The sequence below is a fragment of the Bacillus sp. JK74 genome, assembly GCF_053663395.1.
In genome coordinates this window covers 216,284-232,406 of record NZ_JBSJQB010000001.1, presented here as the reverse complement: position 1 = coordinate 232,406, position 16,123 = coordinate 216,284, and the positions used below count along the sequence as shown (strand labels likewise).

At 47.7% G+C, this 16,123-nt stretch carries 18 protein-coding genes and 1 riboswitch; of the genes, 8 read left to right on the top strand and 10 right to left on the bottom strand.

Translation table 11 applies throughout. The features are described 5' to 3' along the window. Positions 1–5 precede the first annotated feature (5 nt). The 3 genes from ACWJJ5_RS01225 to modA form a co-directional block, all read right to left on the bottom strand. A complete protein-coding gene (locus tag ACWJJ5_RS01225) occupies positions 6–653 on the bottom strand; it encodes a response regulator transcription factor (protein ID WP_102422547.1) in 648 nt (215 codons plus the stop codon). Positions 654–746: 93 nt separating this feature from the next. Continuing rightward, positions 747–1,430: a molybdate ABC transporter permease subunit gene (modB, locus tag ACWJJ5_RS01220; RefSeq protein WP_070082360.1), complete on the bottom strand. Its 684-nt coding sequence runs from the start codon at positions 1,428–1,430 to the stop codon at positions 747–749. Next, on the bottom strand, positions 1,411–2,208 hold the full coding sequence (gene modA / locus ACWJJ5_RS01215; RefSeq protein ID WP_102422517.1) for a molybdate ABC transporter substrate-binding protein: 798 nt from the start codon (positions 2,206–2,208) through the stop codon (positions 1,411–1,413). Before modA ends, modB begins: the two co-directional genes overlap by 20 nt. A gap of 117 nt (positions 2,209–2,325) precedes the next feature. Between modA and ACWJJ5_RS01210 the strand changes: the two genes are divergently transcribed. Beyond that, a complete protein-coding gene (locus tag ACWJJ5_RS01210; protein WP_229154469.1) occupies positions 2,326–3,252 on the top strand; it encodes a substrate-binding domain-containing protein in 927 nt (308 codons plus the stop codon). A gap of 30 nt (positions 3,253–3,282) precedes the next feature. Here ACWJJ5_RS01210 and ACWJJ5_RS01205 read toward each other — a convergent pair whose 3' ends face one another. After that, positions 3,283–5,139 carry an LTA synthase family protein gene (locus ACWJJ5_RS01205; RefSeq protein ID WP_454022125.1) on the bottom strand — a complete coding sequence of 619 codons (1,857 nt, stop codon included), beginning with the start codon at positions 5,137–5,139 and terminating at the stop codon, positions 3,283–3,285. A gap of 42 nt (positions 5,140–5,181) precedes the next feature. After that, positions 5,182–5,664: a metal-dependent hydrolase gene (locus ACWJJ5_RS01200; protein ID WP_003151759.1), complete on the bottom strand. Its 483-nt coding sequence runs from the start codon at positions 5,662–5,664 to the stop codon at positions 5,182–5,184. A 183-nt stretch (positions 5,665–5,847) separates the two neighbouring features. Between ACWJJ5_RS01200 and sspJ the strand changes: the two genes are divergently transcribed. Both sspJ and ACWJJ5_RS01190 read left to right on the top strand, forming a co-directional pair. Continuing rightward, positions 5,848–5,988: a small acid-soluble spore protein SspJ gene (sspJ, locus tag ACWJJ5_RS01195; protein WP_003151760.1), complete on the top strand. Its 141-nt coding sequence runs from the start codon at positions 5,848–5,850 to the stop codon at positions 5,986–5,988. Between the two features lie 122 nt (positions 5,989–6,110). Then, positions 6,111–6,292: riboswitch (Lysine riboswitch) on the top strand. Between the two features lie 110 nt (positions 6,293–6,402). Continuing rightward, positions 6,403–7,815, top strand: a complete 1,413-nt coding sequence (locus ACWJJ5_RS01190) for an amino acid permease (protein WP_070082356.1) — start codon at positions 6,403–6,405, stop codon at positions 7,813–7,815. 53 nt (positions 7,816–7,868) lie between these two features. Here the strand turns inward: ACWJJ5_RS01190 and ACWJJ5_RS01185 are convergent, their stop codons facing one another. Continuing rightward, positions 7,869–8,783: a class I SAM-dependent methyltransferase gene (locus tag ACWJJ5_RS01185; RefSeq protein ID WP_229154467.1), complete on the bottom strand. Its 915-nt coding sequence runs from the start codon at positions 8,781–8,783 to the stop codon at positions 7,869–7,871. A 146-nt stretch (positions 8,784–8,929) separates the two neighbouring features. Next, positions 8,930–9,868, bottom strand: a complete 939-nt coding sequence (locus tag ACWJJ5_RS01180) for an iron-hydroxamate ABC transporter substrate-binding protein (protein WP_229154466.1) — start codon at positions 9,866–9,868, stop codon at positions 8,930–8,932. A gap of 247 nt (positions 9,869–10,115) precedes the next feature. Here ACWJJ5_RS01180 and ACWJJ5_RS01175 point away from each other — a divergent pair, with 247 nt between their 5' ends. From ACWJJ5_RS01175 to ACWJJ5_RS01165, 3 genes are read left to right on the top strand one after another with little or no spacing between them, the layout of a single operon-like run. Then, on the top strand, positions 10,116–11,153 hold the full coding sequence (locus tag ACWJJ5_RS01175) for a FecCD family ABC transporter permease (RefSeq protein WP_172401312.1): 1,038 nt from the start codon (positions 10,116–10,118) through the stop codon (positions 11,151–11,153). Beyond that, positions 11,153–12,163, top strand: a complete 1,011-nt coding sequence (locus ACWJJ5_RS01170) for a FecCD family ABC transporter permease (RefSeq protein ID WP_025853867.1) — start codon at positions 11,153–11,155, stop codon at positions 12,161–12,163. Before ACWJJ5_RS01175 ends, ACWJJ5_RS01170 begins: the two co-directional genes overlap by 1 nt. Positions 12,164–12,181: 18 nt before the next feature. Further along, positions 12,182–12,988, top strand: coding sequence for an ABC transporter ATP-binding protein (locus tag ACWJJ5_RS01165; protein ID WP_003151771.1), 807 nt, complete (start codon positions 12,182–12,184; stop codon positions 12,986–12,988). A gap of 35 nt (positions 12,989–13,023) precedes the next feature. On the opposite strand, the gene ACWJJ5_RS01160 is transcribed toward ACWJJ5_RS01165, so the two are convergent. From ACWJJ5_RS01160 to ACWJJ5_RS01150, 3 genes are all read right to left on the bottom strand, one after another. Then, positions 13,024–13,446 (bottom strand): regulatory YrvL family protein, encoded by a 423-nt coding sequence (locus ACWJJ5_RS01160; RefSeq protein ID WP_070082354.1) that lies wholly within the window; start codon positions 13,444–13,446, stop codon positions 13,024–13,026. A gap of 66 nt (positions 13,447–13,512) precedes the next feature. Then, positions 13,513–14,673 (bottom strand): oxalate decarboxylase family bicupin, encoded by a 1,161-nt coding sequence (locus ACWJJ5_RS01155; RefSeq protein WP_007410043.1) that lies wholly within the window; start codon positions 14,671–14,673, stop codon positions 13,513–13,515. A gap of 117 nt (positions 14,674–14,790) precedes the next feature. After that, entirely contained in the window at positions 14,791–14,946 is a 156-nt protein-coding gene (locus ACWJJ5_RS01150) for a YvrJ family protein (RefSeq protein WP_003151774.1), read from the bottom strand. Between the two features lie 242 nt (positions 14,947–15,188). On the opposite strand from ACWJJ5_RS01150, the gene ACWJJ5_RS01145 reads away from it, so the two are divergent. Further along, complete coding sequence (locus ACWJJ5_RS01145) at positions 15,189–15,725, top strand: sigma-70 family RNA polymerase sigma factor (RefSeq protein WP_088005512.1); 537 nt, start codon at positions 15,189–15,191, stop codon at positions 15,723–15,725. Continuing rightward, a complete protein-coding gene (gene rsoA / locus ACWJJ5_RS01140) occupies positions 15,722–15,958 on the top strand; it encodes a sigma-O factor regulator RsoA (protein ID WP_003151778.1) in 237 nt (78 codons plus the stop codon). The genes ACWJJ5_RS01145 and rsoA overlap by 4 nt, the downstream gene beginning before the upstream one ends. Positions 15,959–16,123: the final 165 nt, after the last annotated feature.

Below are 16,123 nucleotides of genomic sequence, written 5' to 3'. Positions count from 1 at the left end.
ACCGTTCAACGCCCGTTATCCACCTTCCCGGTGATATAAAAAATGGCGATCTGCGTTCTGTGCTCAAGCCCCGTTTTCCCTAAAATAGATGAAATATAATTGGCCGTCGTCCCTTCAGAAATGAAAAGCTGTTTTGAAATTTCCCTGTTCGACAGTCCTTTCGCAATAAGCGACATGATGCTGAGCTCTCTTTCAGTAAACTGGCTTTCATCAATCTGATGCGCGGCTTCCGCCGGCCGGAAAAGGCTGTCTTTTATTTTGTCCAGCACGGTGTCCTGAAGGATGCTGTGCCCGTTGAAAACGCTTTTGATCGCATCGCGGATCCGTTCCGGTTCGGTATTTTTTAATAAATATCCTTTCGCGCCGTTTTTAATTGCTTCTAAAATATACTCATCGTCGTCAAATGTCGTCAGGATCATCGGCTTCGTATCCGTTTCCTCAGCGATCCGTTTTGCGGCTTCGACGCCGTTCATCACCGGCATGCGGACGTCCAGCAAGGCGATATCGACGGGGGTGTGTTTACAATACTCTGCCGCCTCGAGTCCGTTTTCCAACGTTGCCGATACAGTAAATTCCTCATATGTATGCAAAATGATTTTCATTCCTTCTCTGATGAAAGAATTATCATCCGCGATAATGACATTAATCTTCATAGCCGCACCCTTTGTGTGTTTTTGTTTCATTATATACCATCCGATTTTAAATCAAAAAGCCTCCCGGCGAAAGGTGCGCGGAAGGCGGATCGGTCAAGCGGGTTTTTTCAATTGGATGAAAAACAGCATCAGAAAAGAAATGATCACAATACAGATCACCCACACCCAGGCGAGTGTTTCATTGCCGGAGTCCATCGCGACGTAAATCGCCGTCGGCAGCGTTTGGGTGACGCCGGGAATATTTCCCGCAAACATTAAAGTCGCTCCGAATTCACCTAGCGCCCTTGCAATACTGAGAATGCTTCCGGTCAAGAGGGAGGGAAAGGCAAGCGGGACGGAAATACGGGTGAACACCTGCCACCTGCCGGCTCCGTCTACTTTCGCCGCTCCCTCGATGTCAGCATCAACCGCGGCGAAGCCGGTTTTAGCGGACTGATACATAAGCGGGAAGGCGACAATGGCCGAAGCGATCACCGCGGCCGACCACGTGAAAATGACGGGCTGGTGAAAAATCCGCTCAATCGCCCGGCCGATAAAGCTGTGCTTCCCGAAAATGATAATGAGAATGAAGCCGACAACGGTAGGCGGAAGAACGAGCGGGAGCATAAACAGGGTCTCCACAGCCGTTTTTCCGGGAAATCGCGCTTTCGCCATCCAGGCGCCGGCAAGCGTTCCGAGAATGATGACGGCGAAGCCCGACGCCAAAGCCACCTCAAACGACAGTACGACGGGAGTGAAAAACTCCGAAGCCGTAATGTTACTTGGCAGTAAATCCATATTTCTTAAACACTTTCATCGCTTCATCTGACTGCAGATACTGATAAAACGCTTCTGCTTCTTTACGGTGCTTTGTATCCTTGACGATGCCGACAGGATACACGATCGGATCGTGCGTTTTCGCCGGTGCTTCATCGGTGATTTTCACCTTTTTCGAAATCAGTGCGTCTGTTTTATAGACAAGCCCGGCATCGACATTTCCGGTTTCAACATAAGAAAGCACCTGGCGGACGTCTTTTGCATAGACGACTTTATCTTTTACCTTGTCCCACAGGGATAATGCCGTCAGTGACTGTTTGGCGTATTGTCCGGCCGGAACGGATTCAGGCGTGCCGAGCGCGATTTTTTCCGTGCTGTCTTTTTTCAGGTCATTCAGATGTGTCAGGTGTGCGCTGTTTTTCTCAGGCACGATCATGACGAGATCATTTTTCAAAAGATCCGTGCTGTCCTTTTTGTCGATATCTCCGTCATGAACGAGCTTTTCGAATTTATCTTCGGCTGCCGAGAAGAATAAATCAGCTCCCGCGCCTTGGGAAATTTGTTTTTGCAATGTGCCTGATGATCCGAAGTTGTCTTGAATGGTTACGTTTGAATGTGATTTTTCGTAGTTGGTCTGGATTTCTTCAAGTGCATCCTGAGCGCTGGCTGCTGCAGAAACGGTCAGCGTGACTTTTTCGTTTTGTCCGCCTTTGGACGATTGTCCGGATGAGCAGCCCGCAGTTGCGAGGAAAACGGCCATAGCCGCAGTTGTGAGTAGTGTCGCTTTCTTTTTCAACATTGTGCACCCCTTATAGCTAAATATCATTAGATCAAACTAATTATAACGCAATTGTACGTGATGGTGCGGTTTTTTTTCAATATCTGAACAGTTATAATAAAAACGGAGCGTGATAATATGACAGAAGCCACTTCCTATACAATAGAAGAAGTTGCGGGCCTTTTGAAGGTCTCCAAACTGACAGTATATGATTTGATAAAAAAAGGACTCATTCCGGCGTACAGGGTCGGAAGACAGATGAGGGTCGATGAAGAGGACTTAAAACAATATAAAGCAAACATGAGAATGTCAAAAAAGCCATCCGCAGCAGAAGCGCCTGACCCGTCACGCGGGCGGGAGCCGGAAAAAAGGCAGTCTGTTATCATCAGCGGGCAGGATGTGTCGATGGACCTCCTCAGCAAACAGCTGGAACAAACAATACAGACGGCTCCGCTCCGCAAGTACAGCGGCAGTTTGAACAGCCTGATCGAGATGTACCGCGGGGCCTGTGACATCGTCAGTCTGCATTTATACGATGGGGAGACGGGGCAGTATAACATCCCGTATGTGAAGCGCATTCTTTCAGGGGAGCCGTTTGCGCTTTTTCATGTCGTGCTTCGTCAGGCCGGATTATATGTGAAAAAGGGCAATCCGCTGAACATTCAGGGCTTTCAGGACTTGAGCCGAAAGGATGTCCGCATCGTCAATCGCGAAAAAGGATCAGGCGCGAGGGTGCTGCTGGATGAACAGCTCAGATCATTCGGCATCACGCCGTCTGATGTCGCCGGATATCATGACATTGTCACGGATCATCTGTCAGCGGCTTCACAAGTATCAAGCGGAAAGGCGAATATCGGAGTCGGGTCGCAGCATGCGGCGCATATGGCAGGCACGGACTTTATCCCGGTGATCAGTGAGCAGTACGATGTGGTTGTGTTAAAACAAAACCGGGAGCTTGTTCAAAGCGTGCGGGACATTCTTAATTCTGAGGAATTCAAGTCTCAGCTTTCTCAATTATCCGGATATGATACGAAAATGACAGGACGGCTCATATATGAAACATGAAAAATCCCTCCATATAACGGAGGGATTTTTTTATTGCTTATAAAACCGCAGCAGGTCGCCGTTTAATATTTTATCGGAAAGCATCAGCTCTTGTTCCGCTTTTTCTTTCTCATCGCTGCACGCGCTCATGTCAGAAAGCGGTTCACCGGTTTTGCGGCTGTAACACGTATTTTTCGTATAAATATGATCATCCGTGATAAAGCTGCCGTTTCTCAGCACCGCAAACGGTGTCCGCTCTCCGGAAAACAGATCATTGCCGAACTGAATGTTGCCTTTCGTTTCAATGCCGAGCAGGTGAAGCAGCGTCGGCCTTACATCAACCTGTCCCGCGGCGGAAGCAATCGTTTCCGGCGCACAGTCGGTCACCCCGGGAATATGAATGATAAACGGCACGCGTTGAAGCTGAACCGTATCAAACGGAGTGATTTCCTCTTTCCCTAAGAATTCGGCAAGTCCTTGATTATGGGCTTCGGATATACCGTAATGATCTCCCATCAGGACGATCATCGCGTTGTCATACAGCCCTTCTTTTTTCAGCTTCTTGAAAAAGTGTTTCAGAGCCTCATCTTCATAGCGGACCGTCGTCACATAGCGGTTTAATAACTCGCTGCTTGTGTCCGGTTCCTCAATGAGCTGATCCTGTTGATCAATTTCAAAAGGAAAATGGTTGGTCAAAGTCAGCAGGCTTGCGTAAAACGGCTGCGGAAGCTTCTTTAATTTTTCCGCTGACTGTTCGAGAAACTCCTTATCCTTCAGGCCCCAGCCTGTTGAATTTTCCTGTGTCACCTTAAATTCATCCGCGTCGAAAAAACGGTCGATTCCGAATGCCCCGTACATCTCATCCCGGTTCCAAAAGGCTTTATGATTGGCATGCAGAACGGCTGAATAGTATTGATGATCTTTTAACATATGGTACATCGTATTGAACCGGTGGCCGCTTTTTGTAAAAAAAACGGCGCCGCTTGAAGACGGATACAGCGAATTCGCAGTAATGAATTCTGAATCTGAGGTTTTTCCCTGTTCAGTCTGCTGATAAAAATGAGTGAAGTCATAACTTTTTTTTCGCAGTTTGTTTAAAAACGGGGTAATCTCCCGTCCGTTGACCCGTTCATCCATTACAAAACGCTGTGTTGATTCGAGCGTAACAAAAATCACATTGCGCCCCTTTGCAAGCCCGAATTTTGAATCGGACGGCCTGCTGTAGCCGGCTTGAGTGTAATTCGCGACCGCCGCAAGGCTGTCTTCATCGGCAAACGCTTTAGCCCCTGCATTCAGTGTCTGCGAAATGGTGTCATACAAATGAAAGTGGAACAGGCCGATTCCTTTTACGAGCGCTTCACGATCAAAAGGGTGCTTGAACAGCTTCGGCTGCTCGGCCTCAGACAGCGCAAGGTTGCACAGCATGAGGCCGGCTGATGCCCACGCATACGCTTTAACGGTACGCCCGCCCGCTTTTCCTTGATCGGCTTTATGCCTTTTACCAAGATAAAACAAAACCGCAATATCCAAAAATAAAGCGATGTAAAGCGGGTGAAACAGCTCTTGGACGCTGCTTCCCATATCACCCATATTGCTTGCCTGAAACAAAACCGGTATGGTGATAAAATCAATATAAAACCCGTAAAACACCGTATTCGCGATTAAAATTCCCGTCAGCATCACATTTGCCGAAAGCAGAAAGATCCGCTGTTTTTTTTCCGTTAGCAAGAGGGCGATGCCGAACAGCGGCACAATGAAGCTCAGCGGATTAATGAGAAGCAGACATTCCTCAAGAACCGAATTGTTCTGCAGACCAAAACCGAGCTTATACACGGCATAGGTTTTCATCCACATGAACAGGATGGACAGGCATAAAAACCGATGATTGCTGAAAAAGGTTTTCTTCATATGTATGACTCCTCACCCTAAAAGCGAAAAGACGCTTTTTGTTTAAGAGATGCGGCCGTGAACCAGTTCGTATAAATAATAGCAGGATACAATCGTTAAGCCGGCCAGCACAAGCTGCTCCGAAAAGCTCCCCGTTCTCATATAAAGGGGAAGACGGAAGCGGATGGCGGACGGAAACAGCAGTTTAATGCCGTTGACGGTCCATGCGTCAAGCACAAGGTGGCTCGCCATTCCGATCATCAGTCCGGCGGAAATGCTCGGATTCGGAATATAGGTTGCCGTAATGAAAAACATAATAAGCATAAACAGCAGGCTATGTGTAAACGTTCTGTGGCCGAACACCGTGCTTACGATCTTGGACAGAACGGGCAGCGTTCTGCCGATTTTGCTTTTCGTATGGCATATGTCGGGAATCAGCGCCCCGAGGGCACCCGCTGAGGTCATAAGGACCGGATCATACCCATAATAATACGCAATTGCGGAACAAGAAGCGATGCCTCCCATGATGTGTGTTTTTCCTGTCATTTTTCGCTTCTCCTTTTTATTTTTGCCAAAATCCCCTGAATTACAAATATATCAAGAGAATGCATGTTTGATCAACAAACTTTACCTGTTCCGCCAAAAGGAAGGAGACGCGGATTCCGCATATTCTGCCGCGGAAAAAGACACATTATAGGTGTACCTATATTTGATAAAGAGGTGATACAGATGGCTTTCTTTAACAAAGAAAAAGGAAAAAACAGCGATAAAAACAAAAACGTCATTCAAGGCGCGCTTGACGACGCCAGTGCAGCGCTGAAAGACGATCCGCTTCAAGAAGCTGTTCAAAAGAAAAAAAACAACCGCTGACCATATAAGACGGGTAGGGCGAACGCTCTATCCGTTTTCCGTCTAATATTTCCCTTTGACAGATCTTTTTATCTCTGATAACCTCTGAGTAGAATTGAATGATAAAAATCCTCACTCTTTCTCGGTGAGGTAGAGGTTGCGCTTGATGATGAGTCGCACATGCCAGGCTGATAAGGGGCCGCAAAACATGTGTTAAAGGCATCAGCGCCGAAGTGTAAAGAAAGCCGATCCTTCTTTATGCTGGGACTGTATCTGAATAAGTGCAGGACTGCCGCGTGCTTTTTCGCGGAGGGCTATCCGGAGATCAAGGGTGTGTGTGTTTCTTTAAGCATGGACTTTTGTTCAGGCTTTTTTTGCGTGTAAATATGGTCTCGGGGTCTGGTCCGTACGAATGAACAACCAGGAGGTACAAGAATGGAACAGACGAAAAAATGGGGTTTTTGGTTATTAACGGCGTTTGTCGTAGGAAATATGGTAGGCTCGGGCATCTTTTCGCTTCCGAGTACGCTCGCAAAAATCGCGAGCCCGTTCGGCGCCACATCGGCATGGCTTTTAACGGGAGCCGGTGTGTTAATGATCGCGATGGTCTTCGGCCACTTATCCATCCGCAAGCCTGAGCTGACGGCGGGGCCGCAAAGCTATGCGCGTGCGCTGTTCAGCGATCGGAAAAAAGGGAATGCAGCGGGCTTCACGATGGTGTGGGGCTACTGGGTGGCGAGCTGGATCAGCAACGTGGCGATCATCACGAGCCTTGCCGGATATTTAACATCATTTTTCCCGATTTTAACGGATAAGCGTGAAATGTTTTCGATCGGCGGTCAGGCGGTTACGCTCGGCCAGCTGCTGACGTTTGCCGTATGTACAGTTTTATTATGGGGCACTCACACGATCCTCGTCACCAGCATTAACGGTGCGAGTAAATTAAATTTCGTCACGACGTTTTCAAAAGTATTAGGATTTATCTTCTTTATCATTGCAGGTTTGTTTGTATTTCAAACGTCGTTTTTCGATCATTTTTATTTTCCAGTTCAAACAGGTCCTCACACGGTTGAGGGAATCGGCGGACAGATCCACAATGCGGCGATTTCAACATTATGGGCGTTCGTCGGAATTGAATCGGCAGTCATTTTATCCGGGCGCGCCCGTTCGCAGCGCGACGTGAAACGCGCCACCATTACCGGATTATTGATCGCGCTCAGCATCTATATCATCGTGACATTGATTACGATGGGCGTGCTTCCGCATGGTAAGCTTGTCGGCTCGGAAAAACCGTTTGTTGACGTATTGTACGCGATCGTCGGCAGCGCGGGAAGCGTCATTATGGCGATTCTGGCGATTTTGTGTCTGTTCGGAACGATGCTCGGCTGGATTCTTCTCGGTTCTGAAGTTCCGTATCAAGCGGCGAAATCAGGAGACTTTCCCGCTGCTTTTGCAAAAACGAATAAACAGGGAAGCCCGGTTGTGTCGTTAATCGTAACGAACGTAATGTCACAGATCTTTATCTTTTCGGTTATTTCCCGGACGATCAGTGACGCGTTTACGTTTTTAACAACGGCGGCGACGCTTGCTTATCTGATTCCGTATCTCGTGTCAGCGTTTTACAGCCTGAAGCTCATTTTTACGGGTGAAACGTATGACGAGATAAAGGGCTCAAGAGTAAGAGACGGTATCATCGCCATCCTTGCCTGCATTTATTCTTTTTACGTCATTATTACCGGAACGGCCGATTTAACGACCTTTATTCTCGGTATCGGGCTGTTTTTCGTCGGTTTGCTGTTATATCCTTTCGTCTCAAAGAAATTTGCAAACAACAGACAATCGGTATGACAAAAAAAGACATCTCGCGTCTGTGAGATGTCTTTTTTGTTTGCGGCAGCGGATTACTTTTTGACGGCGTGTATATAATGAATGGTCTCGAATGCGGTTAAATGGTCAGTGCGTCCGCTGAAAAAACGGTCATTGACGTCTGCCGGAGATAAATGTTCATAAATAAGCAGACCTGAAGATTCTAATACCTTTTCGATTTCTTTATAACTGAAACACGATAACATCGGTTCTCCGCCTGCTGCAGCCATTTTCACCATGTTTTCCACTCTGTTTGACAGTCCTCTTTCTTCAAAGAGCGACTCATCTGCATAATCAAACACGATAGAGCTTCCCGGCGGGACTTCGGCAAATAATTGTGTGAGCAGGCGGGCGAGATGCTCTTTCGTAAGGTAGTATGACACTCCGAGCAGGCTGAAAAAGGTTTTTTGGCGTGAAAAACCTTCCTGATACAGACGGCTGAAAGAAAGCGAAGCGGCGAAGTTCATCGGTACAAAATGAAGATGATGGGAAATGTCGAGATTCAGATGTTTCAATCTCTTTATTTTGTCTTCCTGTGAAGCGGGATGATCGATTTCAAATATGTCTAACGCGTTTGTCACCTCAGGATGTCTGAAACAGAAAGTATCCAGACCCGCGCCAAGGATGACATACTGTTTGGCCCCGAGCTTCACTTCATTCAAAAGCACTTCTTCACAATATGCGGCACGGGCTAACGGTGTAGGAGACAGCTGTACTTGAGTCACCCATTTTAAGATGACATCCGGTTGGCCTTGAAGCCTCTGTGCCATGTCTTTGCTGAAAAATGATATACCTTGAATGAGATGATCGCGGATGTCCGAATGCTCTTTTTCAGAAATCAGATCTTGTGCCAAAAAATCATCAAATATCACCGGGGTGTCGTATTTACTATGGTACGCCCTTCCGAAAGCGGACAGCAGGGAAGTCATACTCGCCTTGTTTTCTTTCATATAAAGATCCTCCGTTATTTACATCAATCTCCGGCCGGGAGAATCTTATTATACATGTTAATCCAAAAATGTAAATTATAGCATAAATAAATTTTTTTGTCAAGTTTTAAGCGTAATAAAAAGCCGCTGTGACAGCGGCTTCGGGGTTACTTCGTTAAGCTTTTTGTGATGTAGTCGAGCTGGCCTTCAAGTGAGATCGGGTCTGAGAAATAGAAGCCGATCGGATCAATGCGGTAGACATGGTTTTGTTTGACGGCATCGAGGTTTTTCCAGATTGAGCTGTCAAGCACGCCTTTGTCGTCACCGCCGGCCTGCCATGGCCCCATAAAGATGTAGTCTCCCGCGAAGTCAGGCAGTTTCTCGAGTGAAATGCTGGCGTAGCCCGGCCCTTGATTAATGGCTTTTTCCTGCGTCAGTTTTGTGGCCTTCAGCCCGAGTTTGTCATAAATAATGCTTCCGCCGCGGCCGAAGTCTTTACCGAATACATAGATGTCTTTTCCGTTTGTCTGCATGATGGAGATGGTTTTTGAGCCGACCGCTTTTTGAACCTTTGTTTTAGCGGCAGCGGTTTTTTTATCCCATTCAGCCAGCCATTTGTCTGCTTTATCTTCAGTGCCTGTCATTTTCGCAAACTCTTTGAATTGATCAATGTTGCTGAGCTTGTCATATTTAATGGCGATTGTCGGCGCGATTTTTTCCAGTTTTTCAATATCGGTGCCTTGTGTCGTCCAGACAACGATTAAATCCGGCTTTAAGTCAATGATTTTTTCAACGGACGTGCCGTCGCCGATGTTTGTCACACCTTTTGTTTTCCCTTTGTAATAAGGGTTTTTAAATACGTTTTGCGGCGCGCCGACAACATTGATGCCGAGCTGTTTAAAGTCGCCGTAGTAGCCGTCAGCCATGACGACGACCCGTTTCGGGTGCTTCGGAATTTTAATATGGCCGTTTTCGGCTTTATACGTGATGGTTTCTTCTTTTTCAGAAGAACCTTTTGTGTCTGAAGAATTGCCGCATGCGGCCAAAGCGGCGATGAGCAGTATGGCAATCAGCGCTGCGCCGATTTTCTTGTATGTATGGAACATCTGACATTCCTTCTTTCATAAAAATTAGTGATAAAGAGAATCATTATCAGTGTGATTATATCACTGGTTTCATAGAGAAGCACGATCTTTTTTAAGAAAAACTTTCTTTTTTTATATGAAATTAGGTCTATTAAAAGAGAAGATAAAAGTGCTATACTGAAACAAGTCATTGATAATCATTATCATTACCATTCTTGTTTTGAGAAAGGAAGAACGAGTGTTGGGTCTATTGAAAAAGAAACAGACAATGACGGCTCAAGGGGCATCAGGGAGTGAAATCCAGTGGACGGCGCGTTCATTCAGAGCGGCTGTGCTGCTGTGTGCCGGTATTGCGGTTTTATTGATCGGCGCGGCTCTGTCTGTTTCCATCGGAGCTGCCGATATTCATCTGCGGACGGTGTGGGATGCTCTCTTTCACTTTCAGCCGCAAAATACATCTCATCAAATCATACGCGATCTGAGGCTGCCGAGAACCGCCGCCGCCGCGCTCGTCGGGGCTTTTTTAGCTGTGTCCGGGGCGATTATGCAGGGGCTGACGCGGAACCCGCTTGCTGAGCCTTCCATTATGGGCGTGACGTCGGGGTCAGGGTTTGCGATCGCATTGGCATTTGCTTTTTTTCCGGGTCTGTCTGCGGCGGGACTTGTTTTGTGGTCCTTTGCGGGAGCGGGAATCGGAGCGCTTATTGTGTTTGGCATCGGCCTGTTTTCAAAAGGCGGGCTGACACCGGTGAAGCTCGCGCTGGCCGGTACGGCAGTCGGCTATTTCTTAACGGGGCTTTCAAGCGCGATTGCGATCCGTTTTGATGTCGCCCAGGATGTGAAGTTCTGGTATGCCGGAGGAGTTGCTTCCGTGAAATGGGAAGGCGTGCAACTGCTGTTGGCGGCCGGTGTTATCGGACTATTGCTGGCATTTCTGATTGCGCGCTCAGTGACGGTGCTGAGCTTGGGTGAGGAACTGGCCAAAGGGCTCGGGCAGTACACATCGCTTGTGAAAGTAATCGGAATGTTTGTCGTTGTCCTCTTGACGGGGGCTTCAGTCTCAGTCGCCGGAGCCATTTCTTTTATCGGCTTGGTGATTCCGCATATCACCCGATTTTTAGTCGGGGTAGATTACAGGTGGATCATTCCCTGTTCGGCGGTATTCGGCGCCGTTCTGTTAGTTTTCAGTGATATTGCCGCAAGACTCGTCAATGCGCCGTTTGAAACACCGGTCGGCGCTTTAACCGCCCTTATCGGCGTTCCCTTTTTCTTTTATTTGGCGCGCAGGGAAAGGAGAGGGCTGTAATGAATGTAAAATCGAAAAAACCGCTGGCGGTCATGGCCGTTACGTTTGTGCTCATATGCATCGTCTTTTTTATCAGCTTAAACATGGGTGTGATCCGGATTGCGCCACTTGATACGATGCGTGTCTTTTTCGGACAGGGGGATGCCCGGGATCAGCTCGTTTTATTTGAATTCAGACTGCCGCGCATGGTGCTGTCATTGCTTGTCGGTGCAGGAATCGCGGTTTCAGGCGCGATTTTTCAAAGCGTGTCTCAAAATGACTTGGCGGAGCCGGGCATTCTTGGGATTAACGCCGGGGCGTCTTTGGCAGTCGTTCTGTTTATCTTCTTTTTCCAAGGGTCAGCTGTTGATCTAAGCATGGCCAGTACATGGCTGCTTCCGGTGAGCGCTTTGGCGGGAGCTTTTCTGGCTGCGCTGCTCATCTATGTGCTGGCTTGGAAAAAAGGCGTTTCACCTGTCCGGCTCGTTTTGGTCGGAATCGGTGTCAATGCGGGGTTTAATGCGCTTCTCTTGATTTTTCAGCTGAAAATGGACCCGCGGGATTTCATGCAGGCGCTTGTATGGATTTCCGGTTCGATTTGGAACGCCAATTGGAAAATGGTGCTGTCCATTTTGCCGTGGCTGCTGGTTCTTTTACCGTTCAGCCTCTATAAAGCCAGGTATTTAAATGTGCTCCAGCTCGGTGATCAGCTGGCGGCGGGGCTTGGCACCCGGGTTGAAAAGGAGCGGCGCGTTCTGCTGATGTCCGCCGTTGCCCTGACCGCGTCATGTGTTGCGGCAGCCGGCGGAATCGCTTTTCTCGGACTCATTGCGCCGCATTTGGCCAGAAGGCTTACCGGGCCGCGCCACCAGACGCTTATTCCGGTTTCAGCTTTGATCGGAGCATTTCTATTTCTGCTTGCCGATACGCTGGCGAGAAATGTGCTTGCACCGTCCGAAGTTCCCGTCGGCCTGGTGATTTCCGTACTCGGAGCGCCGTATTTTGTATATTTGCTGATGAAAACGAAATAGAGGAAGGAGACTGCCGCGATGAACTCATTATCGGCGGAACAGCTTACTGTCGGTTATGGCGACCGTTTGATAGCGAAAGAATTGGATATCGCCATCCCGAAAGGAAAAATTACAACGCTGATCGGTCCGAACGGCTGCGGAAAATCGACGGTTCTCAAAACGATGTCAAGAATCATGAAACCGAAATCCGGCGCCGTCTATTTAAACGGACAGGCGATCATGCAAAAATCCACGAAGGACATCGCCAAGGAAATGGCAATTCTTCCGCAGACGCCTGAAGCGCCGAGCGGGCTGACGGTGTACGAACTTGTTTCTTACGGCAGGTTTCCGCATCAGTCCGGAATGGGCCGCTTGAGTGATAAAGACCGTGACATGATCAAATGGGCGCTTGAAGAGACGGGGATGGCCGAATTTTACGACCGGCCGATCGAAGCGCTTTCCGGGGGGCAGCGGCAGCGTGTGTGGATCGCCATGGCGCTCGCTCAAGAAACGGAGCTGCTGCTTCTTGATGAACCGACCACTTATTTAGATCTCGCCCATCAGCTTGAAATTTTGCAGCTGCTGGACAAATTAAACAAGGAGCAGGGCCGCACCATTTTAATGGTCATTCACGATCTGAATCATGCCGCCCGTTTTTCCCATTACATGATCGCCTTGAAAAAAGGGCGCGTCATCAAGGAAGGAACGGCGGAGGAAGTCATGACTCCCGGCATATTGGAAGACGTGTTTCAAATTGACGCGCAGATTGTAAAAGATCCGCGCACGAACAAACCGGTCTGCTTAACCTACGATTTAATCCGGCATGAAAACGCAACGGTAAGATGAAAAAAAAACGCAGAGCCATTCCGGCCTGCGTTTTTTTATTGCGCCCGGGGCTTCTTTTGTCCGGAGACGCATTTATCCAAAACGAAAAAAACCCCCGCCACAATCAGCTCCTCCGTCGTTGACAGCCAAATCTTTTCAATCAGTTTATCCGTCGTATACGCGGTCATCCAGAGGAACAGCAGCTGAACGGTGCCGGCTAAAAGGAGAAAAGGCAGCCTGCCCGTCCCAAAAAAGGTAAAGCTATGTATCATCAGCCGTTCAAGCGGTTCAAAACATAAACCGAGAAGAATAAAAAGCACGGAAAAAAGCAGGACGTACGCCATCGATCCGTAGCTCGTCCCGGCTAATGAAAATACGGCCATCATCACGATGAAATACCCGAATAATACGGCAGCGGCTGCCAGGGCATACCGGAGCACCTGAAGAAAAAACATTTTCGTCCCGTTTTGATTGATCATCTGTTCAGCTCCTTTTCACACAGAGGAGACTTGCAGAGACGGAACTCTGCAAGTCGGTGTGTATCTTCAGCATTTCTTTTTGACGACAGGGTGTTTCTCTTTCGAAAGAATATCCGTAAAGTCTTTGCCCAGATCCAGATGCTGCTGGACGAATTTCTCAGGAAGCATGGCAAGCCATTGGTTCAGGGACACATCGGCATAGTGGTCATCCTTGAAGATTTCCAGGAAGACGAGCGGCTCATCCCCCAAATTCTCCACATAGTGGCCCATTGCGAACGGAACGTAACCGACATCCCCGGCCTGATAGTTAAATGTTCTTGCATGGCCGTCCGATGCAAAAACCGTCATCCGCCCTTTACCGGAAATATAATACTGCCATTCATGCGTATTCGGATGCCAGTGCAGCTCTCTCATTGCGCCCGGTTCGACCACGACAAGCGCTGAAGCGATCGTTTTGGACACTTTGAAGTTTGTGGAATCCGCGATATATACTTTGCCGCCGTCCGTCTCAGCAGTCGGACCTTCATCCAGCAGGCGGTAAGTGAACGGATAAGGCACTTCGCCGTTCGGGCCTTCCACAATGTCATCTTTCAGCTTCCCGGGAACCGGCTCTTCAAAGATATATTTTTCTTTCCCGGGCAGGCCGGCGAGGTCTTTTTCTGAAACCCCGAAGTTGTTGGCGATGACATCAAGCGGCGTGTGGGCAAGCCAGTCAGTCACTTGGAATGTGCTGTTTTCTGAGAAGGAACCGTCATCAAACACCAAGAGGAATTCACAGCCTTCTTTCAGCGCCTGAATGGAGTGCGGCAGGCCTGACGGGAAGTACCACAGATCTCCTTCCTTCACGTCATCGATAAAACTGCGTCCCTGTTCATCAACGATCGTGACCCGCGCTTTGCCCGTCAGCATATATGCCCATTCGGCTTCTTTATGCCAGTGCAGTTCACGGATGGCGCCCGGTTTTAAACGCATGTTGACAGATGCCAGATTTTCAGAAATCGGCAGCTCGCGAACGGTCACCTCACGCGCGTATCCGCCCTTTTCCAGCCGGTTGTGCACATCTGAGAAAGAGAATTTCATATTATCCACTGTGCCGTGATCCGTTTCCGGCGGCGTCAGCATATCCGGATTTTGGCGGTCTCTTTCAAGATTGCGCGGAATCGTGACGGTCGCCCCTTTGTCTCCTCTGATCGGCTGCGGGATATTGCAGTTGTTTTCTTTTGACATGTAAATCGTCTCCTCTCAAGCTTTGTTTTTTCAGAAAGAGAATGTGAAAGGCCTTTCGTTTTCCCTTCTGCTTTGTTAAGTGATGCGTTCCGATGAAAAGTCAACTTCGTGTGAAAATTAATTTTTCATTTTCTGCTCTTTCAGTTCCGTCATCAGTTCGATCAGGGCGTCAAACTTCTTCTCAAACCGTGTGAGAAGATACATGGCAATCAGAGCCGGAAAGCCGAGATTGCCGATCTGTCTGACCGCTTCTTCTATAAAAACCTGATCCATCACCAGCCACCTCCTGACTTGACCTGCAGTCATGTATATAAGTGAAAGAAAGAGCGGCTCCTGTAAACCTGATATCCCGGTTGAGGGTCTTTTTTTTGTTCCGGCAAATCCGGGACATAAGGAATGCGGAATCTTAGTCGGAAAGGAGTAGTTTACTTTTTTTTGCTTTCTTTCATTTAATTTAAATAGGGGGCGGTTTTATGGACTATCAAGTTCTTTTACGGTCAAAATGCAAGGAAATTATGAAACATCCGATCGTTAAACATTTTTTAAGTGACCCAAAGCATTACGAGAAATTTAAAAATGTGCTGGAACATTCAGACGAGAAGGATGCAAAATCATTGGACGACCATTTTAAACAGTTTTATAAGGAAATCCGGATCATCAAATATATGAACTCTATGATCCGGATTTTCTCCATCGATTTTGACAAGCGCATCCGTAAAAATCAGAATCGCTATCCGCTGACGGTGGATCAGCCGGAGGGAGGTGAAGCGCTTCCCTATGAAATGGGAAAAGACGCGTATGAAGAGTTTCTGCGGAAGCAGGGAGATTTGAGCCAGCATGTCCAAAACCGTGATTTATACGAAGCGCTTCAGACGTTAACCGATAAACAAAAAAGCGTGCTGACGAATATTTATCTTCACGGAGCGACGATGAAAGAGATTGCCGAGTCGCTGGGTGAATCACGGCAGAACATTTCCAATATTCATAAAAAAGGGCTCGACAATCTCAGAAAGCAGCTGGACAAGCAAAAAAAGGGGGAAAATAAGCAGTGAACGGGCCATTTGACTTCAACAAAGAGAACACAGATACCGACGAAATGGAACTTTTGATTTCACGTTTTTCGCCAATGATAAAAAAAAAACTGAGCAATACATCATACCAGGAAAGAGAAGACCTTGAACAAGAATTGAAGATTAAAATAGTTGAAAAAGCGGACATGCTGTTATGCCAGGAAGTGCCGGGTTTTTGGGAATTTATACTTCATCTTATAAATGAAAGCTCCTGACAAAAGCGGCGGAATGATGGATATTCCGCTCTGACACCGTGAGAAAAACGAGAAGAGATGTCCGGTCTCGTTTTTCTTTTCTGTTTCCCCGCAAGACCTCCGCACTAAAAAAGTACCAAATCTTATCCATATAATGATATGATGAAAAAAACAAAGAGAAAGGAA